The 20,278-nt window shown below is 74.8% G+C and carries 20 protein-coding genes and 1 riboswitch; of the genes, 12 read left to right on the forward strand and 8 right to left on the reverse strand.

The window, feature by feature from the left end; translation table 11 throughout:
* Positions 1–21: 21 nt before the first annotated feature.
* Positions 22–528 carry a low molecular weight protein-tyrosine-phosphatase gene (locus ACFU5J_RS02145; protein WP_430577758.1) on the forward strand — a complete coding sequence of 169 codons (507 nt, stop codon included), beginning with the start codon at positions 22–24 and terminating at the stop codon, positions 526–528.
* A 79-nt stretch (positions 529–607) separates the two neighbouring features.
* Positions 608–1,150 carry a GNAT family N-acetyltransferase gene (locus ACFU5J_RS02150; protein ID WP_430577651.1) on the forward strand — a complete coding sequence of 181 codons (543 nt, stop codon included), beginning with the start codon at positions 608–610 and terminating at the stop codon, positions 1,148–1,150.
* Here the strand turns inward: ACFU5J_RS02150 and ACFU5J_RS02155 are convergent.
* Genes ACFU5J_RS02155 through ACFU5J_RS02170 form a run of 4 tightly spaced genes read right to left on the reverse strand, consistent with a single transcriptional unit; the run spans position 1,104 to position 6,762 of the window.
* Positions 1,104–2,273 (reverse strand): alpha/beta hydrolase, encoded by a 1,170-nt coding sequence (locus ACFU5J_RS02155; RefSeq protein WP_430577652.1) that lies wholly within the window; start codon positions 2,271–2,273, stop codon positions 1,104–1,106. The genes ACFU5J_RS02150 and ACFU5J_RS02155 overlap by 47 nt on opposite strands.
* A gap of 58 nt (positions 2,274–2,331) precedes the next feature.
* Positions 2,332–3,756: a gluconate:H+ symporter gene (locus tag ACFU5J_RS02160; RefSeq protein WP_430573647.1), complete on the reverse strand. Its 1,425-nt coding sequence runs from the start codon at positions 3,754–3,756 to the stop codon at positions 2,332–2,334.
* A 41-nt stretch (positions 3,757–3,797) separates the two neighbouring features.
* The gene (locus tag ACFU5J_RS02165; RefSeq protein WP_430577653.1) at positions 3,798–5,414 is read right to left on the reverse strand and encodes an amidohydrolase family protein; all 1,617 of its coding nucleotides are present in this window, start codon (positions 5,412–5,414) and stop codon (positions 3,798–3,800) included.
* Between the two features lie 10 nt (positions 5,415–5,424).
* On the reverse strand, positions 5,425–6,762 hold the full coding sequence (locus ACFU5J_RS02170; protein WP_430577654.1) for an amino acid deaminase: 1,338 nt from the start codon (positions 6,760–6,762) through the stop codon (positions 5,425–5,427).
* 169 nt (positions 6,763–6,931) lie between these two features.
* Here ACFU5J_RS02170 and ACFU5J_RS02175 point away from each other — a divergent pair, with 169 nt between their 5' ends.
* On the forward strand, positions 6,932–7,714 hold the full coding sequence (locus ACFU5J_RS02175) for an IclR family transcriptional regulator (protein ID WP_430573650.1): 783 nt from the start codon (positions 6,932–6,934) through the stop codon (positions 7,712–7,714).
* On the forward strand, positions 7,711–8,118 hold the full coding sequence (locus tag ACFU5J_RS02180; protein ID WP_430573651.1) for a RidA family protein: 408 nt from the start codon (positions 7,711–7,713) through the stop codon (positions 8,116–8,118). Before ACFU5J_RS02175 ends, ACFU5J_RS02180 begins: the two co-directional genes overlap by 4 nt.
* Before the next feature lie 13 nt (positions 8,119–8,131).
* Here the strand turns inward: ACFU5J_RS02180 and ACFU5J_RS02185 are convergent, their stop codons facing one another.
* Genes ACFU5J_RS02185 through ACFU5J_RS02195 form a run of 3 tightly spaced genes read right to left on the reverse strand, consistent with a single transcriptional unit; the run spans position 8,132 to position 10,057 of the window.
* Positions 8,132–8,929, reverse strand: a complete 798-nt coding sequence (locus tag ACFU5J_RS02185; RefSeq protein ID WP_430577655.1) for an HAD-IIA family hydrolase — start codon at positions 8,927–8,929, stop codon at positions 8,132–8,134.
* The gene (locus ACFU5J_RS02190) at positions 8,926–9,498 is read right to left on the reverse strand and encodes an AAA family ATPase (protein WP_430577656.1); all 573 of its coding nucleotides are present in this window, start codon (positions 9,496–9,498) and stop codon (positions 8,926–8,928) included. The genes ACFU5J_RS02185 and ACFU5J_RS02190 overlap by 4 nt, the downstream gene beginning before the upstream one ends.
* A 7-nt stretch (positions 9,499–9,505) precedes the next feature.
* On the reverse strand, positions 9,506–10,057 hold the full coding sequence (locus ACFU5J_RS02195) for a DUF1992 domain-containing protein (protein ID WP_430577657.1): 552 nt from the start codon (positions 10,055–10,057) through the stop codon (positions 9,506–9,508).
* 83 nt (positions 10,058–10,140) lie between these two features.
* Between ACFU5J_RS02195 and ACFU5J_RS02200 the strand changes: the two genes are divergently transcribed.
* The 3 genes from ACFU5J_RS02200 (at position 10,141) to ACFU5J_RS02210 (ending at position 12,746) form a co-directional block, all read left to right on the forward strand.
* The gene (locus ACFU5J_RS02200; RefSeq protein WP_430577658.1) at positions 10,141–11,322 is read left to right on the forward strand and encodes an aminotransferase class I/II-fold pyridoxal phosphate-dependent enzyme; all 1,182 of its coding nucleotides are present in this window, start codon (positions 10,141–10,143) and stop codon (positions 11,320–11,322) included.
* A 150-nt stretch (positions 11,323–11,472) separates the two neighbouring features.
* Positions 11,473–12,258 carry an endonuclease/exonuclease/phosphatase family protein gene (locus ACFU5J_RS02205; protein ID WP_430577659.1) on the forward strand — a complete coding sequence of 262 codons (786 nt, stop codon included), beginning with the start codon at positions 11,473–11,475 and terminating at the stop codon, positions 12,256–12,258.
* Positions 12,255–12,746, forward strand: a complete 492-nt coding sequence (locus tag ACFU5J_RS02210) for a DUF6328 family protein (protein WP_430573657.1) — start codon at positions 12,255–12,257, stop codon at positions 12,744–12,746. Before ACFU5J_RS02205 ends, ACFU5J_RS02210 begins: the two co-directional genes overlap by 4 nt.
* A gap of 97 nt (positions 12,747–12,843) precedes the next feature.
* Here ACFU5J_RS02210 and ACFU5J_RS02215 read toward each other — a convergent pair whose 3' ends face one another.
* On the reverse strand, positions 12,844–13,167 hold the full coding sequence (locus tag ACFU5J_RS02215) for a hypothetical protein (RefSeq protein WP_430573658.1): 324 nt from the start codon (positions 13,165–13,167) through the stop codon (positions 12,844–12,846).
* A gap of 189 nt (positions 13,168–13,356) precedes the next feature.
* Here ACFU5J_RS02215 and ACFU5J_RS02220 point away from each other — a divergent pair, with 189 nt between their 5' ends.
* The 5 genes from ACFU5J_RS02220 (at position 13,357) to gcvH (ending at position 20,051) form a co-directional block, all read left to right on the forward strand.
* Positions 13,357–14,265 (forward strand): LysR family transcriptional regulator, encoded by a 909-nt coding sequence (locus ACFU5J_RS02220; protein WP_430577660.1) that lies wholly within the window; start codon positions 13,357–13,359, stop codon positions 14,263–14,265.
* Positions 14,266–14,337: 72 nt separating this feature from the next.
* Positions 14,338–14,997: an HdeD family acid-resistance protein gene (locus ACFU5J_RS02225; protein ID WP_430573660.1), complete on the forward strand. Its 660-nt coding sequence runs from the start codon at positions 14,338–14,340 to the stop codon at positions 14,995–14,997.
* A gap of 78 nt (positions 14,998–15,075) precedes the next feature.
* Positions 15,076–15,183: riboswitch (glycine riboswitch) on the forward strand.
* A 317-nt stretch (positions 15,184–15,500) separates the two neighbouring features.
* Complete coding sequence (gene gcvP / locus ACFU5J_RS02230) at positions 15,501–18,413, forward strand: aminomethyl-transferring glycine dehydrogenase (RefSeq protein WP_430577759.1); 2,913 nt, start codon at positions 15,501–15,503, stop codon at positions 18,411–18,413.
* A gap of 43 nt (positions 18,414–18,456) precedes the next feature.
* Positions 18,457–19,623 (forward strand): glycine cleavage system aminomethyltransferase GcvT, encoded by a 1,167-nt coding sequence (gene gcvT, locus ACFU5J_RS02235; protein WP_430573661.1) that lies wholly within the window; start codon positions 18,457–18,459, stop codon positions 19,621–19,623.
* A gap of 59 nt (positions 19,624–19,682) precedes the next feature.
* Positions 19,683–20,051: a glycine cleavage system protein GcvH gene (gcvH, locus tag ACFU5J_RS02240; RefSeq protein ID WP_430573662.1), complete on the forward strand. Its 369-nt coding sequence runs from the start codon at positions 19,683–19,685 to the stop codon at positions 20,049–20,051.
* Positions 20,052–20,278: the final 227 nt, after the last annotated feature.

The raw sequence follows: 20,278 nt of genomic DNA on the forward strand, positions 1-20,278 counted from the left end.
ACTGCCACCACCTACCGCGTCATGACCGTCTGCACCGGCAACATCTGCCGCAGCCCGATGGCCGAGATCGTGCTCCGCGACCGGCTGGAGGCCGCCGGCCTGGGCGACCGGGTCGAGGTCCGCTCGTCCGGCGTCAGCGACGAGGAGCACGGCCACCCCGTGGACCGGCGCGCCCGCCGCACCCTGGTGGCGCACGGCTACCCCGCCGGCGACGGCCACCGCGCGCGCCAGGTGACCCGCGACGACCTCGCCTCCTTCGACCTGCTCCTGCCCATGACCGCCCAGCACGCTCGCCGCCTGCGGCGGCTGGTGGACGGGGCACCCGCCGAGGGCCTCGCCGAGATCCGGATGTACCGGTCGTTCGACCCCGACGCGCCCGTCGTCGAGCCCGGCGGCGACGAGCAGCGGCTCGACGTCGACGACCCCTGGTACGGGGACGAGGCCGGCTTCGAGGACTGCCTGGCCGAGATCGAGGCCGCCGCCGACGGCGTCGTCGCGCACGTGCGCGCCCGGCTGGACGGGCGCTGACCCGGGGGATGCCCGGGTCGGGGGCGTCGTCGTCGAGACCGCGCGGCGACCGGCACCCTCGGGATGGAAGGATCGCCGCATGACGACCTCCCCGCCCCTCACCGTCCGCCGTGCCCGCGCCGAGGAGTGGCGCGAGACCCGGGCGCTGCGCCTCGCGGCGCTGCTGGACCCGGCGGCACCGGTCGCGTTCCTCGAGACGCACGAGGTGGCCGAGGCCAAGCCGGACGTGTTCTGGGAGCACCGCGCGCGCACGGCCGCCACGAGCGACGCGGTGGCGGCGTTCGTGGCCGTCGACGACGCCGGCCGCTGGGTGGCCACGACCACCGGGCTGGTCGAGGAGCCCGGCGCGACGGAGGTGCTGGGCGGCCCGGTCGAGCAGCGCCAGGTGCACCTGGTGGGCGTGTTCGTGCGGCCGGAGTTCCGCGGCGCCGGCCTGCTCGGGCGGCTGTTCGACGGAGCGCAGGAGTGGGCCCGCGCGCAGGGCGTGGAGCGGGCGCGGCTGTGCGTGCACGTCGACAACCCGCGTGCGCAGGCCGCCTACCGCAAGCTGGGCTTCACGCCGTCGGGCGTGCGGTTCACCCTCGACCAGGGGGAGGAGCTGGAGATGGTGCGGGCGCTGTGACCGCGCCCGGGCCGGGGTCGGCGGAGCCCGCCCGGGCCCGGTCCGCGCGGCCCCGCCGCCGGAACGCCCGCCGCCACCACGACCCCGCCCGCGACGGCTCCTCGGGCTCGGGCTCGGGGCGCGGCGGGACGTAGGCGGCGAACCAGCGGGCGGTCTCGCGCCACACCACGTCCCGCACGTCGGGGGCCGAGAGGGTCACGTCGTGCACGGCGCCGTCGAGGCGCACCAGCGTGACGAGGCTGCCCAGCGCCGGCACGCGCCGGGCGACGCCGCCGACCTCCAGCACCGAGTCGGTGCGCATCATCTCGGGGGTCCACCGCACCGGGGCGGTCGAACGCGCGGACAGCAGCACCAGCACCGGCACGTCGATGCCGAGCCCCCGCGACACCCGGTCCTGCCCCTGGAAGATCGCCGTCAGCCACGCCGGGGTGGTGCGCCAGCCGTTGTCGGGGCGCCAGGCGGGGTCGATCTCCCAGGCCCCGTCGTACCGGTTGGACACGCTGCGCACGTAGTACCCGAGATCGACGTTCACCAGGTGGCTGCGTGGCGCGAGCGCGGCCTGCGCGCGCAGGCCCGGCTCCAGCATCCAGCGGCCCACGCTGCGGGTCTGGAACTCGAGCCACGGGCTGTTGAGCACGAGCGCGACCGCGCGGCCCGGCTTGTACGCCGCCCACAGGCTGAGCACCAGGCCGCCCGTGGAGTGCCCCATGAGCACCAGCCGGCGGTCCGACGACGGCTCCGGCCCGTGCCCGATGGCGGCCAGCGCGGCCTCCACGTCCTCGTCGTACGTCAGCAGCGCCGTCACGAAGCCGGGCGTCTGGTGCTCGCGCAGGCTGCGGCCGTACTTGCGCAGGTCGAGGGCGTAGAACCGGGCGCCCTGGCGCTCCCAGAACGCGGCGAGGTGGGTCTGGAAGAAGTAGTCGGTCCAGCCGTGCACGTACAGCACGTCGATCCCCGCGTCCGGCGCGCCGTCGGCCTCCCCGGGCGCCCGCCGCACCAGCGTGGCGACGACCTCGCCCTCGAAGTCCGGCGCCAGGGGCAGCGTGCGCTGCTCGAAGCCGGGCAGCACGTCGGGCCGCCACCCGTCGGGCTGCGCGGTGCTCTCGGTGCCGGGGTCCTCCACGCCCCGAAGGTAAGGAACCTCGTGCGCGCGCGCGACCGGACCGCGCCGGACCGGACCGCTAGACGACGACCCAGAGGATGCTGGTGAACAGCAGGCCGAGGACGGCGATGAGCGTCTCCATCACCGTCCAGGTCTTCAACGTCTGGCCGACGGTCATGCCGAAGTACTCCTTGACCAGCCAGAACCCGGCGTCGTTGACGTGCGACAGGATGAGCGACCCGGCGCCGACCGCCAGCACCACGAGCGCGAGGTGCGTCGGGGACAGGCCGGCGGCGAGCGGCGCGACGATGCCGGACGCGGTGATGGTCGCGACCGTGGCCGAGCCGGTGGCGATGCGCACCAGGGCGGCGATCATCCAGCCCAGCAGCAGCACGGACAGGCTGAGCGCGACCGCCGCCTTGCCGATCGCGATGCCGGTGCCGCCGTCGACCAGGACCTGCTTGAACCCGCCGCCGGCACCGACGATCATCGTGGCGCTCGCGATGGGCTTGAGGCTGTCGGTCATCTTCGACGCGATGCCCGACAGCGAGAAGCCGACGCTGGTGCCGAAGGTGAGCATGGCGAGCAGGACGGCGATGAGCAGCGCGATCATCGGCTCGCCGATGAACACGAGGAAGCCGTAGTAGCCCGCGGACGGGTCGCCCCACACCTCGACGGCGGCGCGCAGCAGCATGAGGACCACCGGGCTCAGGATCGTGGTGAGCGTGAGCGCGAAGGTGGGGCGCCGGGTGCGGACGGTGCCGGGCTCGCCCGAGCCCTCGTCCTCGGCGACGATGCCGCCGCCGGAGCCCTGGGCGCCGATGGGCACGAGCCGCGCCGCGAACCGGCCCCACACGGGGCCGGCGAGGACGACCACCGGGATCGAGATGAGCAGGCCGAGCGCCATCGTGAGGCCGACGTCGGCGCCCAGGTTGGCGATGGCGGCGAGCGGGCCGGGGTGCGGCGGGATGAAGCCGTGCAGCGCGGACAGGCCGGCGAGGGCGGGCATCGCGAGCAGCATCGCGGGCAGGCCGGAGCGGCGCACCGCGAGCATGATCACCGGGATCAGCAGGACGAGCCCGACCTCGAAGAACATCGGGATGCCGATGATGAACGCGATGAGCGCCATGCGCCACGGCAGGCTGCCCTTCCCGCCGTGCAGGATCTTCGCCACGATCTCGTCGGCTCCCCCGGAGTCGGCGAGGAGCTTGCCGAGCATCGCGCCGAGCACGATGAGGACGCCGACCCCTCCGAGCACGGCGCCCACGCCTTCCTCGATCGTCTTCGCGACGTCGGTGAGCGGGATGCCGGAGCCGACCCCCACGAACACCGACCCGAGGATCAGGGCGAGGAAGCCGTGCATCTTGAACGCGACGATGAGCACCACGACCAGCGCGATGCCGATCGCCGTGACCACCAGCACCTGCGTGTCGTGACCGGTCCACGGCTGGTTGATCAGCTCGAGGGTGTCGTCGTCGCCTGCTGCCTGCAGCAGTGATCGCATCGGAGGGGTCTCCTGTCTGTGTGTCCGCGTCGGTGTGGACGTCAGCGGGTGCCGTTCCCGGTGCGCCGGAGGGCGCGGCCCGGGAGGGCGTCGGTGCGGGCGCCGTCGTCGATGACGGGGGCGCCGTCGACCAGGACCAGGTCGATGCCCGACGCCTGGCGGCGCGGGTCCTCGAACGTCGCGTTGTCCTGGACGGTGTCGGGGTCGAGCAGCACGAGGTCCGCGGCGTAGCCGGGGCGGACCAGGCCGCGGTCGGTCAGCTTCAGCCGGGCCGCGGGGCGGCCCGTGAGGTGGTGCACGCAGTCCTCGAGGGTGAGGACGCCCAGCTCGCGCACGTACCGCGCGAGGTAGCGGGGGAACGTGCCCCAGGCGCGCGGGTGCGGGCGGCCGCCGACGAGGATCGCGTCCGAGCCGCCGCAGTGCACGCGGTGGCGCATGATCGCGCGCACGTTCTCCTCGTGCCCCACGTGCTGCAGGATCGTGGTGCCCAGCCGGTCCGCCAGGAGCTGCTCCACGAACACGTCGCCGGGCGCGCGGCCCTCGGCGCGGGCGATCGCCTCGACCGTGCGGCCCACGCGTCCCTCGAGGGCGGGGTTCTGCACCCCGCTGATCTCGATGGTGTCCCACTCGGCGACGCAGCCGTGGCAGCCGTCGGTGCCGACGTGCTCCACCTCGTGCAGGATCCGGGCGCGGTCCGCCGGGTCGGCGAGCCGCGCCAGCAGCGCGTCCGGGCCGCCGGAGAACGACCAGCTCGGCAGGACGGCGCTGAGCGTCGTGGAGCCCGGCAGGTACGGGTACGTGTCCAGCGTGACGTCCACGCCGTCGTCCAGCGCCCGGTCGACGAGGGCGAGGAAGTCGCCCGCGCGGCCCTTGTTGGGCGCGAAGTTCATGGTGGCGTGCGTGAGGTGCAGCGCGCAGCCCGTGGCCCGCGCGAGGTCGACCATCTCCGCGTACGCCTCGAGCGCGCCCTTGCCGTACGACCGGGTGTGCGGGCTGTAGTAGCCGCCGTGCGCGGCGACGACGCGCAGCAGCGCGGCGAGCTCGGCGTCGTCCGCGTACATGCCGGGCGTGTAGGTGAGCCCGCTGCTCATCCCCAGCGCACCCTCGCGCAGCCCCTGCGCCAGCAGCTCGCCCATCCGCGCCACCTCGGCGTCCGTGGCTGGCCGCTCGTCCGGCCCGACGACGAGGTGACGGAGCGTGCCCTGCGGCACCAGGTAGGCGGCGTGGCACGCGATCCCGCGGTCCAGCCGGTCCAGGTAGCCGGCCACGGACTCCCAGTCCCAGGAGAAGTCCGGCGGGTCGTCGTTCCAGCCCGCGATCTGCGCACGGATCGCCGTGCGGGTGCGCTCGTCCACCGGGGCGAACGACAGGCCGTCCTGACCCAGCACCTCGAGCGTGACGCCCTGGCTCACCTTCGCGGTGTGGTCCGGGTGGGCCAGGATCTGCACGTCCGAGTGCGCGTGCATGTCGATGAAGCCCGGCGTCAGGGCGCGGCCGTCCGCGTCCACCGTGCGGCGCGCGCCGGCGGCACGGGCGTCGGAACGGCCCTCGTCGACGGCGGTGATGCGCGCCGCCTCGACGGAGACGTCGGCGACGACCCCGGGCGCGCCCGTGCCGTCCAGCACGAGGGCGTCCCGGATCAGCAGGTCGGCGGTCATCGGGCCGCCCTCAGAACCACGTGCGCACGAGGTCGACGACGACCGGGTCGGCCGCGTCGGCGTCGTCCACCACCGGCACGAGCGACCACTTGTCCATCGCCGTGCAGGGGTGCGACAGGCCGAGCCGCAGCTCGTCGCCGATGACGACCGGCGCGTCCCCCTCCCAGCGCAGGAAGCCGTGCTGGTCGTTCAGGGCCGTGACCTGCACGCCCGTGACGGGCGCCGGGTCCTCCCCCGCCACGCGGGGGCGGCGGAGCTGCGCCTCGGGCAGCCCCTCGTCGAAGGGCAGGTCGCGCTTGCCGGCGTCGAAGAGCGCGAGGCCGGGCTCGGGCTGCGAGGTGACGCGCACCCAGCCGTGCATGGCGCTGCGGAACCCGGGGCCGCCGGTGCGCGGGTCCTCGCCGAGCGGCGAGATGTGGCGGTAGAAACCGTCGTCGTGCACGACGTACGCGCCGCTGCGCAGGACGACCCGCGCGCCCGTCGAGGTCAGCGGGGACAGGACCTCGTCGACGAGGTCGAAGTAGGCGCTGCCGCCCGCGGACACCACGGGCACGTCGACCTCGTAGCGGCCGGCGTCGGCGAGGCGCTGGTGCACCTCGACCATGTCGTCCAGGTAGGAGCGCACCACGTCGCGGCTGCGGGCGTCCGAGTCGTGGGCGAGCGCGCCCTCGTACCCGGCGACGCCGGCCAGGCGCAGGTGCGGGGAGGCGACGACGCGCTCGGCGACCGCCAGCGCGGTGTCCAGGTCGCGGGCGCCCGTGCGTCCGCCGGCGCCGCCGCGCTCGACGAGCACGTCGATCGGCGGGCGCGACCCGGCGGAGGCGACGTGCGCCGCCAGCGCCTCGTGCATGAGGTCGACCGTGGCCGGCGAGTCCGCCCAGACCAGCACGCGCAGGTCGCGGTCGGCGGCCAGCTCGTCGGCGATCCAGCGCAGCGCGAGCGGCGAGATCACGCTGTTCGCCACCATCACGCGGCCGACGCCGAACTCGAGCGCGACGCCGAGCTGGAACGGGTTGGCGACCGTGATCGCCCACGCGCCGGCGTCGACCTGCTCCGCCCAGAGCTGGGGCGCCATCGTCGTCTTGCCGTGGGGCGCGAGGTCGAGCCCGCGCTGCGCGCACCAGTCGGCCATGACGCGCAGGTTGGTGTCCAGCGCCGCGCGCGAGAGCGTGAGCAGCGGCGTCGGCAGCTCCGACAGGCGGGGCCGGCGCTCGCGGACCTCCGCGACGGTCAGGCCCCAGAGCTCCGGCGGCAGGGCCTTGTGGCGCCAGCCCACCTGCTCGGCGTCGCGCTGCGCGACCTTCTCACGGTCGATCCGACAGGCGTCGTCGGCTCCGGTGCGGTCCATCGGCAGACCCTCCTTGCTCCCCGCTGCGTTGCACATAGCGCAACGTTCGTTGCGCATGATGACGCACCTTGCTAACATCGCGCCGGTCGTGCCGTCAATCCGGCACGAGTCCGAGCATGTGCCCGGCGGCGGGTGACCGCGAGCCGGGCCGCAGGTCAGGGAGGGTCCGTTGAGCCAGAGCGTGGGGCGCGCGCTGCGGATCGTCGGCCTCCTCGGTCAGGGCCCCCGCACCCTCGACGACCTCGCCCAGGAGCTCGGCGTCCACAAGACCACCGTGCTGCGGCTGCTGCGCGCGCTCGAGGACGAGCGCTTCGTACGCCGCGACGACCGGCACCGCTACTCGCTCGGCTCGCGCCTGTTCGAGCTCGGCCGCCAGGCCCTCGAGGGGCACGGCGTGCGCGACGTCGCGCTCCCCCACCTGGAGCGCCTCGGGCGCGACACCGGCGGGCAGGCCGTGCACCTCGCCGTCCTGGAGGGCACGCGGCCCGTGTACGTCGCGAAGGTCGAGAGCACCAGCTCCGTGCGGATGTACTCCGAGCTCGGCCTGCCCGCCCCGCTGCACGCCACCGCCGTCGGGAAGGTGCTCGCCTCCGAGCTCCCCGAGGGCCGGCTCGCCCAGCTGCTCGACGCCACCGACTTCCACGCCTACACGCCCCGCACCCTCACCGACGCCGACGCCTACCGCGCCGAGCTGGCGCGCGTGCGCGAGCAGGGCTGGGCGCAGGACGCCGCCGAGCACGAGCCGTTCGTCAACTGCGTCGGCGCGCCCGTCCGCGACACGTCCGGCACGATCGTGGCGGCGGTGTCCGTCTCCGTGCCCGACGTGATCCTCGACCTGGACGGGGTCCGCGACCTCGTCCCCCTCCTGACGGCGACCGCCGCCGCCGTCGAGGCCGACTGGGCGGGGCACGACGCGCCCCGCACGCCATCCACCGAAAGGACCCCGGCATGACCACCAAGACCGCGATCTCCACCGACCAGGCCCCGGCCCCCGCGCACACGTTCCACCAGGGCGTCCGGGTCGGGAACCTGCTGCAGGTCTCCGGACAGGGCCCCGTCGACCCCGCCACCAACGAGTACCTCTACCCGGGCGACGTCGCCGCGCAGACGACGCGCACGCTGCAGAACGTCGAGGCGATCGTGACGGCCGGCGGCGGCACGATGGCGGACGTCGTCATGCTGCGCGTCTACCTCACCACCCGCGACGACTTCGCCGCGATGAACGACGCCTACGGCGCCTTCCTCACCGAGCGCCTCGGCGCCGACGCCGTGCTGCCGTCGCGCACCACGGTGATGGTCGGGCTGCCGCGCGAGGAGATGCTCGTCGAGATCGACGCGCTGGCCTTCGTCGAGTGAGGTAGCCCCTCGATCAGCCTGCGGCGCCCTCCGCGCCCGCGAGCAGTACCGGCAGCTCCGTGACGTCGGCGACCACGTGCTCCGGGCGCGGCAGGGCGCCGTCGTGCTCCTGCCGCGCGAACTTGCCCGTGCGCACCAGCACCGTGCGGACGCCGGCGGCGCGGCCCATCGCGACGTCCGACGACCGGTCGTCGCCCACGACCCACGTGCGCCCCGGGCCCGGCGCGGGGCTGATCGTGCCCAGCGCGAGCCGCAGGAACTCCGTGCTCGGCTTGCCGAGCGTGCGCGCCGTGATCTCCGCGCCGTGCTCGATCGCCGCCACCACCGACCCCGTGTCCAGGGCGGGGCGCCCGCCGCGCAGGAACCAGCGCCCGTGCTGCAGCGCGAGCAGCTCCGCGCCGTCGAGCACCGCGCGGAACGCCGCGTCGAGGGCCGGGTAGTCGAGCACGTCGTGCACGTCGCCCACCAGCACGTGCGTCGGGTCCTCGTCCGCGCCGACGACGTCGAGCCTCGCGGCGAGCTGGTCGCGCACCGCGCCCGTAGCGAGCACGTGCACGCGCGCGCCCCGCGGCGCGAGGTCGGCGACCGCCGCGTCCACCGGGGTGAACAGCTCCGCCGCGTCCAGGACCAGGCCCATCCCCCGCAGCCTGTCGACGATCGACGGCGAGTCCTGCGAGTCCGTGTTCGTCACGAACCGGACCGCGTGGCCCGCGTCGCGCAGCGCCGCCACCGCGCCGTCCGCGCCGGGCACCAGCCCGTCGCCCTCGTACACCGTGCCCTGCAGGTCCAGCAGCACCGCGTGCCCGGTCATCCCCGCACCTCCCCCTCGACCCGGAGCGCCGGCACCCGCAGCGCGCCCGCGGCCACCTGGTCGTGGATCTCGCGCGCGACCTCCCGCGGCGACGCGTCCGTGGTGCTCCAGACCGCCTGCTCCGGCGCGGCCACCGCCTCGGCCGCGAAGGCGGCGTGCATCGCCCGTGTGGCGGCGGGGTCGTCGAAGCCGTGCCCGGTGCGGGCGGCCACGCGGCGCAGGCAGGCGTCCACCGGCGGGAGCAGGACCGCCCGGTGCACGACGGCGCCGGCGTCACGGGCCGCCAGCGTCGCGAGCTCGCGGGCGTCGTCCGCGTGCAGCACGCCGTCGTAGACCACGAGGGCGCCCGTGCGGGCGAACTCCACGGTCGCGGCGCGCGCGGCGCGGCCCGCCACGGCGGTCTGGGGCGCGGCCTCCGGCAGCCACGGGTCCGTCCCCCCGCGCCGCCAGCGGCCGAAGAACCAGTCGGCCTCCAGGAGCAGCGACCGTCCGGCCAGGTCGGCGAGCTCGGAGGCCACGGAGGACTTGCCCGCGCCCGGCGGCCCGGTCACGACGACGACGTCTCCCACGGCGGGCTCAGTAGATCCCGCGGGCGCGCCGGCGGTCGCGCCACCGCTGCACCTCGCGCTCGACGTCGCGCGTGGGCGTCACGACGGGCGGGCCGCCCATGAGCTGGCGGCGCGCGTCCACGACGCGCGCGTTGAACTCCTCGACGATCGTGCGCACCCGCGCCTCCTCGGGCTCGCGGTCGAGGGTCTCGTCGAGCTCGGCGTCGTCGCGGCGCAGCTGCCCGGCTGGCAGGACGCCGGTGATCTGCTCGCGCTCCACGAGGTTCTTGAGCCACCAGTCCGGGTCGTGCGTGCCGCGCAGGCCGGGGATGGGCTTGCCCTCCAGCGGCAGGTCGTCGAACTCGCCGCGCCGGATCGCCTGGTCGACCACGGTGTCCACCCACAGGGCGCGGTCGTCCATGCGGCGCCGGGTGCGGCCCGTGCCCGCGGCCGCCTCGTCGGGTGCGCCCTCGCCGACCTCCTCCGCGGCCGCGGCCTCGGCGGCCGCCTCCCGGTCCACCTGGTAGTGCGCGGCCCGGCGCGCCGGGTCCGTGTCCTTGTCGCGGCGTCGTCGGAACATCGGCATCCCCCTCGGGTCGGCTGCTCCCAGCCTAGGGGCGGACCGGCCGCCGCCGCGGGGACCGGACCCGGCATGATGGCCGTATGAAGGTCTCGCGCCGCAGCCACGTGCCGCCGTTCGCCGTCATGCAGGTGCTGGCCACCGCCAACGAGCGGCGTGCCGCCGGCAACGACGTGCTGAACCTGTGCGCGGGCGAGCCGTCGACCGGTGCCTCCGACGTCGTCCGCGAGAAGGCCGCCGACCTGCTGCGCCACGCGGACCTCGGGTACACCGAGGCGATGGGCGTGCCCGCCCTGCGCCAGGAGATCGCCGGGCACTACCGGCGCTGGTACGACGTCGAGGTGGACCCGGCGCGGATCGCCGTGACGACGGGCTCGAGCGGCGGGTTCCTGCTCGCCTTCCTCGCGGCGTTCGACGTCGGCGACCGCGTGGCCCTCGCCCGCCCCGGCTACCCGGCGTACAAGAACATCCTCGCGGCGCTCGGGTGCGAGGTGGTGGAGCTCGACTGCGGCCCCGCCACCCGGTACCAGCCCACGGTCTCCCAGCTCATGGAGGCGTACTACGACGGCGGCCTCGACGGCCTGGTCGTGGCGTCCCCCGCGAACCCGACCGGCACGATGCTCCCGCCCGCGGAGCTGGCCGCGCTCGCGCGCTGGTGCGAGGAGCACGACGTCCGCCTGATCAGCGACGAGATCTACCACGGCATCGCCTACTCGCCCGATGTACAGCAGGCCACGGCAGCGATGTACACGGACGCCGGGGCCGTCGTCGTGAACTCGTTCTCCAAGTACTGGGCGATGACGGGCTGGCGCCTGGGCTGGCTCGTGCTGCCCGACGAGCTGGTCGGCCCCGTCGACGCCCTCGCCGGCAACGTCGCCCTCTCTCCGCCGGCGCTGGCGCAGCACGCGGGCGTCGCGGCCTTCTCCCCCGCCGGGTACGCCGCCGCGGCCGACAACGTGGCGCGGTACGCGGCGTCGCGCGAGGCCCTGCTCGACCGGGTCGACGAGCTCGGCTGGCGCCCCGTCGCCCCCGCGGACGGCGCGTTCTACCTGTACGGCAACGTCGCCGGCTTCCGCGACGCCGTCGGCGGCGACTCCGTCACCTACTGCCGGCGGCTGCTCGCCGAGGCCGACGTCGCGATCACCCCCGGCGCCGACTTCGACACCGTGCACGGCGGCGACTGGGTGCGCCTCTCCTTCGCCGCGGCGCCGGACGTCGTGACCCGCGCGGTCGACCGCATCGTCGCCTGGCACCGCACCCTCTGACGCCGAGGTGGTCCGGGCCGGCCCGGTCGTGGGTGCGAGATCGGACGTCGTGCGGGAGGCTCGCACTACCTCGCGGGGTTCCAGCGACCCCGCCGAGACCTGGACTGGCTCGCGGGGTGTCGGACCGCCCCGGCGGACGGAGGCGCGCGGATGATCCGGCTGGTGACGGCGAACGTCCAGCACGGGGTGGTGGACGGGCGCCGGGTGGACGTGGAGCGGCTGGGGGCCGCGCTCGCGGCGCTGGACGCGGACGTCGTGGCGCTGCAGGAGGTGGACCACGGGCAGACCCGGTCCGGCGGCGAGGCGCAGACGTTCCGCCTCGCGGAGGCGCTGGGGATGCGGGAGCACCGGTTCGTCCCCGCGCTCAGCGGGCCGCTGGACGGGCGGCGGCGCCGGGCCCGGGCGGTCGCGCTGGCCGACGACGGCCGCTCCCCCGCGCTCGACGGCTACGGCGTCGCCCTCCTCAGCCGTCACCCCGTGCGCGCGTGGCGCCCGATGCGGCTGCCCGGGCTCAACGTGCCGGGGCTGCCGCCCACCGGCGTGGACGAGCCGCGCGTGGCGGTGGCGGCCGCCGTCGCGACGCCCGAGGGGCTGCTGACCGTCGTCGCGACGCACCTGTCCCGGGCGGACCCGTGGAAGCGGCTGCAGCTCCGCCGGCTGCGGCGCCGGCTGCGGCACGCGCCGCGCCCGCTGGTGCTGCTCGGCGACCTCAACACCCGGGGTGACCTGCCGTCCCGGCGCACGGGCTGGCGCGAGCTGGTGCACGTGCCGACCTACCCGCGCGTGCGACCGCGGCTCCGCATCGACCACGTGCTGGCCGACGGGGCGGTGACCGCCCTCGGCGCCGCCCGCGCGGTCGACCTCGGCGTCAGCGACCACCGCGCCGTCGTCGTCGACGTGACGCTGGACGCCGCCGAGGGCGAGGAGTCGACGTGACCGAGGAGCCGATCGGCACGGCCGGCCGGGCGGACCGGCGTCCGGAGACGCCTGAGCAGCGCTCGGACCGCAACTGGAACGAGCTGCTGCAGGAGCTGCGCGTCATGCAGACGGGCGTGCAGATCCTCACCGGCTTCCTGCTGATCCTGCCGTTCCAGGCGCGGTTCGGTGACCTCGACGACTACCAGCGCGCGGTGTACCTGGTGCTGGTGCTGGTGTGCGTCGCGACGACGGGCCTGCTGGTCGCGCCCGTGGCGCTGCACCGCGCGCTGTTCCGCAAGCACCTCAAGCGCTCGGTGGTCACCGGCGGCGACCTGATGGCGCGCGCCGGGCTGGTGCTGCTCGCGGTCGCGCTGTCCGGGACGGCGCTGCTGATCTTCGACGTCGTCGTGGGCCGGGCGGCCGGGCTCGTGGTGGGCGGCGCCGCGGCCGTCGTGCTCCTCAGCCTGTGGGCCGTGGTGCCCGCCGTCGTACGACGGCGGTCGTGACCGGTGGACCTGGCGGGAGCATCGAGCGTGCTGAACCGATCCTCAAACGGCTCGGACGAGGATCATTCCAGCACGCTCGATGCGGCGGCCCGGAGGTTCAGGCGGCGAGGTCGACCTGGGCGGGCGACTCGACGCGCGCGGCGTCCTGCTCCTCCAGGCGGGCCGCGGCGCGGGCCTTGCGCACGGTCACGAGGGTCTGGGTGCCGATGACGATCCAGGCGACGTTGGCGGCGGCCGACGGCCACACGCCGTTGACGCCCGCGACGACGGTCATGACGACGGCGCCGGCCATGTTCGTGACCTGGAACGCGAAGGAGTTCGCGGTCCACCGGCCCTTGCTCACCATCCCGTAGGCGACGAGCCCGGCGAGGGCGCCTCCCCACCCGAGGGCAGTAATCACGGTCAGCAGGGAGATCGTCATGACGGGCACCTCCGGGTAGGTCGGCGAGGCACACGTGTGCCACGGCAGAAGGAAGATCTGAGGGATGTGGACGCCGGTCCGCCGAGCGGGGCCGGGGCGAGGCACCGGCGTGGCGTCGAAACGATTCTGCGACACGAACCGCGTTCAGCACAATCAAATCCTTCTCCGAGAGGCAGTTAGTATTCCTACATGGCTACCGACCCACGGAGACTTGCCTTCCTCCTTGCCGTGCACCGGGCCGGGGGCGTGCTCGCGGCAGCAGATCTTCTGCATGTCACCCCGTCCGCGGTGTCCCAGCAGATCGCCCGGCTGGAGGCCGAGGAGGGCTTCGCCGTCCTCGACCGCGGGCCGCGCGGCGTCACCCTCACCCCGGCGGGCCGCGTGCTGGCCGAGGCGGGCGAGCGCATCGAGGCCGAGCTGCTGGAGGCCCGGCAGGCCATCGCGGCGCTCGGCGAGGGCGTGAGCGGCCGCGTCGTCCTGGGCGCGTTCCAGACGGCGATCCGCGCCGTCGTCGCGCCCATGCTCCTCGACCTGGCCGAGCGCTACCCCGGCGTCGAGGTCGACGTGCGCGAGCACGAGCCCGCCGAGGCGATCCGCATGCTGCGCGCGGGCGACCTCGACGTGATCCTCCTCGAGCGCGACGCCGACATGGACGCCCCGGCCCCCCGCGGCGTGCACGACGTGCCCCTGCTGGACGAGCCGTGGTGCGTCGTCGTGCCCGCCAGCCAGCCCATGCCGGAGCGCCTCGACGACCTGGCGTCGCTGCAGTGGATCGGCGCCGAGCACGACACGGCGTCGGACCGCGCGCTGCGCCGGCTGGCGCGCACGCTGGGCACGACCGTCAACCAGCGGCACCGGTTCTTCGACTTCGACACGGCGCTCGCGCTCGTCGCCGCGGACCAGGGCGTGGCGATGCTCCCCGCGCTGGCGCTGCAGGGCGGCGACGTGCCGGAGGGGCTCGAGATCGCCCGGCTCGCCGGCCTCGGCACCCGGCGCATCGCCGCGCGGCACCGGGCCACGCGGCACGAGCCGGGCCCTGCCGTGCGCGCGGTCGTCGACGCGATGGTCGAGGTGACGCGCGACCTCGAGCTCGGCTGAGCGGAGGCCCTCGGCGGTGACGCCGCAGGTCCCGGCGCGCGACCTGACGGCAGCGCTCCTAGCATCGCGAGCATGAGCGACACGACGCCGGGGTCGGCCGGAGCGTCGGACGCGGGGGCCGCTCCCCTGTCCGACCGCACGTTCGGCGTCGCGCGACGCCTCTGGGGGCTCGTCTACCTGCGGGCGCTGATGTACCTCGCGGCGGGGATCGTGCTGTTCGCGAACCCGGACCGCGGTCTCGTGTGGGTGCGGTGGCTCGTCGGTGCGCTGATCGTCGTGCAGGGCGTGCTGCTCACCGTCGAGGGGGCGCCGACCAAGCGCTCGGGCCGTCCTCAGGGCGCCGGCGACGAGATCAGCTGGCGCCTCATCGCCGGCGTCGTGAGCCTGCTCGCGGGTGTCCTCATCATCGTGTGGCCGTCGATGACCGGCCCCGTGATGTACCTGGTCGTGGCGGTGTGGGCGTGCGCCGCGGGCGTCGTCGGGGTCATCGGGGCGCTGCGCGGGCGGGCGCTGCGGACGGCGTCGTGGGACTGGCAGCTCGTCAACGCGGTGCTGTGGATCGTGCTCGGCCTCGTCATGCTGCTGCGGCCCGGCGCGGACGTCTCGACCTCGGCGCAGCTGCTGGCGCTGTACCTGGTGCTCGCCGGCGCGGTGCTGGTCGTGGGCGCGTTCGCGACGGGGACCCGGGCGCGCGACGCGCGCAAGGCCCGGCCGGGCGGCGCGGCCGGGTAGGATCGGCGGCGTCACACGGCAGCCCCGGCTGCCACCACAACGCGGCGGCCCTCCGGGCGCTGCCGCCACATAGCCGCTCGAACCGCGACGGGAGAGCTCGCGCCGCGCCCCCGATGGAGGCCGGCCGGCGCCGAAGGAGCAACCCTCCCCGGGAATCTCTCAGGCACCCCGTACCGTCGCGGCGAGGCAACTCTGGAAAGCGGCCCGGCATCGCCCTCGCGGCGGTACGGGCCCACCGACGGTGCAAGTCGGCGCGCCCCGTCGACGTCGCAGGCCACGCCTGCGACGACGCCATGGCGGACCGGCAAAACTCTCAGGTCGACGTGTGCGCGTCGGATGACAGAGCGGGGAGGACCTGCCCGTCCCCCGCCTGCCCCGGCCCGACCTTCGGAGCGTCCGACGTGACCACCACCCCGCACGACTCACCCTCGCAGGGCACCGGCGTCGACCCGGACGTCTTCGCCGACCGGCACATCGGCCCGCGGGGCCGCGAGGTCGCCGCGATGCTGGAGCAGCTCGGCCACGCCGACCTCGACGCGCTCGTCGACGCCGCCGTCCCGAAGTCGATCCGCGCGGACCGCCCGCTCGACCTGCCCGCCGCCCGCTCCGAGGCCGAGGTGCTGGCGCACCTGCGCGACCTCGCGGGCAAGAACCAGGTCAAGCGCCAGATGATCGGCCTCGGCTACTACGGCACCACCACTCCCCCGGTGATCCGCCGCAACGTGCTCGAGGCGCCCGCCTGGTACACGGCGTACACGCCGTACCAGCCGGAGATCTCGCAGGGCCGGCTCGAGGCGCTCCTCAATTTCCAGCAGGCCGTCGAGGACCTCACGGGCCTGGGGATCGCGGGGGCTTCCCTGCTCGACGAGGCGACCGCCGTCGCCGAGGCCGTCGCCCTCATGTGGCGCGCCTCGCGCGCGAAGAGCGGGTACGTGGTGCTCGACGCCGACCTGTTCCCGCAGAGCCTGGCCGTGACCCGCGGGCGCGCGGAGGCCATCGGGCTGCCCGTCGTCGTGGCGGGCCTCGACGGCGGCCTCGCGGCGGGCCTCGACGCGGTCGTCGCGGCGGGCGGCACCCTGCCCGAGGGCGACCTGGTCGGCGTGGTCGTGCAGCAGGCCGGCGCGTCGGGGCGCGTGCTGGACGCGCGCGACCTGGTCGCGGAGGCCAAGGAGCGCGGCGCGCTGGTCACCGTGGCCGCCGACCTGCTGGCCCTGACGCTGCTGACCTCCCCCGGCGAGCTGGGCGCGGACGTCGCGGTCGGCTCGGCGCAGCGCTTCGGCGTCCCCCTCTTCTACGGCGGTCCGCACGCGGCGTTCATGGCCGTCCGCCGGGGCCTCGAGCGGCAGCTCCCGGGCCGCCTGGTCGGCGTCTCGACCGACGCCGACGGCGCCGTGGGCCTGCGCCTCGCGCTGGCCACCCGCGAGCAGCACATCCGCCGCGAGAAGGCGACGAGCAACATCTGCACCGCCCAGGCGCTGCTGGCGATCGTGGCCTCGATGTACGCCGTCTACCACGGCCCCGACGGCCTGCGCGCGATCGCCGAGCGCACCCACGCCCGCGCCGCCGCCGTCGCGGCCGGCCTGCGCGCGGCGGGGACCGCCGTCGAGCACGACGTCTTCTTCGACACCGTCCGCGCCGTCGTCCCGGGCCGCGCGCAGCAGGTGGTCACGGCCGCCGCGGACGCGGGCTACAACCTGTACAAGGCGGACGCCGACCATGTACAGATCGCCTGCGACGAGACGACCACACCGTCCGACGTCGCCGCAGTCCTCGCCGCCGTCACCGGCCAGGGAAGCGAGGCGACGAACGGAGCGGGGAGCTCGGAAACCCCTCGCGCGGACGTAGAACTTCCCGAAGTGGAGGGCGCCCTGGCGCCCGTGAACGCGTCCGCGCGAGGGGTTTCCGAGCTCCCCGCGGCCGTCACCCGAACGACCCAGTACCTCCAGCACCCCATCTTCCACGTCCACCGCAGCGAGACGTCGATGCTCCGCTACCTGCGGGCGCTGAGCGACAAGGACCTGGCGCTGGACCGCACGATGATCCCGCTGGGCTCGTGCACGATGAAGCTCAACGCGACGGCGGAGATGGAGGCCATCAGCTGGCCCGGCTTCGCGGACATCCACCCGTACGTGCCGGCCGACCAGGCGCTGGGCTACGCGGAGCTGGTCTCGACGCTCGAGGCGCAGCTCGCGGAGATCACGGGGTACGCGGCGGTCTCCGTGCAGCCGAACGCGGGGTCGCAGGGCGAGTTCGCCGGCCTGCTCGCGATCAAGGGGTACCACCGGTCGCGCGGCGACGAGCACCGCGACATCGTGCTGATCCCGGCGTCGGCGCACGGCACGAACGCGGCGTCGGCGGCCCTGGCGGGCCTGCGCGTGGTGGTGGTGGCGACGGCGGACGACGGCGAGATCCAGCTCGACGACCTGCGCGCGAAGCTCACGGACCACGGCTCGCAGGTGGCGGGGATCATGATCACGTACCCGTCGACGCACGGCGTCTACGAGGAGCACGTCCGCGAGGTCTGCGATCTTGTACACGGTGCCGGTGGTCAGGTGTACATCGACGGCGCGAACCTCAACGCCCTGGTCGGGCTGGCGCGGCCGGGGGAGTTCGGCGGCGACGTCTCGCACCTGAACCTGCACAAGACGTTCTGCATCCCGCACGGCGGCGGCGGCCCGGGCGTGGGCCCGGTCGCGGTGGCGGAGCACCTGGTGCCGTTCCTCCCGGCGGACCCGACGCCGGGCGCCGGCGCGCAGGAGGGGATCGCGCCGGTGAGCGCCGCGCCGCACGGGTCGGCGGGCATCCTGCCGATCTCGTACGCGTACCTCGCGCTGATGGGCCCGGACGGCCTCACCGAGGCGTCGAAGGCCGCCGTCCTCACCGCGAACTACGTGGCGTCGCGCCTCGACCCGTACTTCCCGGTCCTGTACACCGGCGAGAACGGCCTGGTGGCGCACGAGTGCATCCTCGACCTGCGCCCGCTGACCGCCGAGACGGGCGTGACGGCCGAGGACGTGGCGAAGCGCCTCATCGACTACGGCTTCCACGCCCCGACGATGTCGTTCCCGGTGGCGGGCACGCTCATGGTGGAGCCCACCGAGAGCGAGGACCTCGCCGAGCTGGACCGCTTCGTCGACGCGATGATCGCCATCCGCGCCGAGATCGACCGCGTCGCGGCGGGGGAGTGGACGCCGGACGACTCGCCGCTGCGCCACGCCCCGCACACCGCGGCGAGCCTCATGACCGACGAGTGGGCGCACCCCTACTCCCGCGACCTGGCGGCGTTCCCGCTGCCGAGCCTGCGGGCCGGGAAGTACTGGTCGCCGGTGCGCCGCATCGACGGCGCCAAGGGCGACCGCAACCTCGTGTGCGCCTGCCCGCCGCTGGAGTCGTACGCGGAGCCCGCCGCTCTCTGAGCGCCCACACCACTCGACCCGGGACACACCGAAGGGAGCCTCGATGGCCGAGGACCAGCAGGACACGACGCAGGACAAGACGACGCCCCTGCACGACGAGCACGTCGCGCTGGGCGCGAGCCTCACCGGGTTCGGCGGGTGGCTGATGCCGCTGCGCTACACCTCCGACCTGGCCGAGCACCGCGCGGTGCGCGCGGCCGCGGGGCTGTTCGACCTGTCGCACATGGGGGAGATCCACCTCGAGGGCCCGGAGTCGGGCGCCGCGCTGGACCTCGCCCTCGTGGGCAACGCGAGCGCGATCGGCGTCGGCCGGGCGCGGTACTCGATGATCTGCGCCGAGGACGGTGCCGTCCTCGACGACCTCATCGTGTACCGCCTGGCGGACGAGCACTTCCTCGTCGTCGCGAACGCGGGCAACGCGCCGCGCGTCGCGGCGGAGCTGGTCGCGCGGACCGCCGGGTTCGACACGACCGTCACCGACCGGTCCGCCGAGACGGCCCTGGTCGCGGTGCAGGGCCCGCGCGCGGAGGAGATCGTCGCCTCCCTCACGGCCGCGGACGACGTCGAGACGGTCCGCTCCATGAGGTACTACGCCTCCGCGCCGGCCACGGTGGCCGGGATCGCGGTGCTCCTGGCCCGCACCGGGTACACGGGGGAGGACGGCTTCGAGCTGTTCGTTCCCGCCGGCCAGGCCGTCGAGCTGTGGCGGGCGCTGCTCGCGGCGGGGGAGGGGCGGGGCCTGGTCCCGGCCGGCCTCTCCGCGCGCGACTCCCTGCGCCTCGAGGCGGGCATGCCGCTGTACGGGCACGAGCTGGACGAGTCCACCACGCCGTTCGAGGCGGGGCTGGGGCGGGTCGTGAAGCTCGACAAGACCGGCGCCGACGGCGAGCCGCTGCCGTTCGTGGGCCGTGCCGCCCTGGCCGCGCGCGCCCAGAGCGAGCCGGCGCGCGTCCTCGTGGGTCTGCGCGGCGAGGGCCGCCGCCCCGCCCGCGCCGGGTACGACGTCGTGCAGCGCGGCCTCGACGGTGCCGTGGGCGCCGTCGTCGGCCACGTGACGTCGGGCGCGCCGTCGCCGACCCTCGGCTACCCGGTCGCCATGGCGTACGTGACGCCCGAGGTGTCCGCCGAGGGCACGGAGCTCGCCGTCGACGTCCGCGGCCGCGCCGAGCCGTTCGTCGTCGTCCGGCTGCCGTTCTACAAGAGGGCGTAGGACGATCGTCCTCGTCGCGTCCCGTCCTACCCGCTGAAGATCCCCGAAGGAGCAGTCCCATGGCCGACTTCCCCGAGAACCTCCGGTACTCCGCCGAGCACGAGTGGGTGGACGACGCGTCTCCCGCCACCATCGGCGTCACGTCCGTCGCCGCCGACGCGCTGGGCGACGTCGTCTACCTCGAGCTGCCGGAGGTGGGCGCGACGATCGAGGCGGGCTCCGTCGTCGGCGAGATCGAGTCCACCAAGTCGGTCTCGGAGCTGTACTCGCCCGTGAGCGGCACCGTGGTCGAGGTCAACCAGTCCGCGGTGGACGACCCGGCCGTGGTGAACGCCGACCCGTTCGGCGAGGGGTGGCTCTTCAAGGTCGACGTGACCGCTCGTGGGGCCCTGCTCACGGCCGACGAGTACGCCGCCCAGGCGGGCTGACGCTTTCCCGATTTCCGTGACCGAATCGTGACATTCGGGCCCGAAATGCGTTGATTGCCTGGGATAACCGCGCTGACCTGCGACAACACGGCCGGCCTCGCCTCACCGAGGGGCGGGGCCGGCCGTCGTCGTCGTCCGGCGGCAACAATCCGCAGAAATCTGCGTCATGACCGCCTCGCCTCCTCTTCCTTATCCATGACGGCTTCCCCTGGTCGACCATCGGTCGG

The organism is Isoptericola sp. NPDC057559 (assembly GCF_042801555.1).
Taxonomy (GTDB): domain Bacteria; phylum Actinomycetota; class Actinomycetes; order Actinomycetales; family Cellulomonadaceae; genus Isoptericola.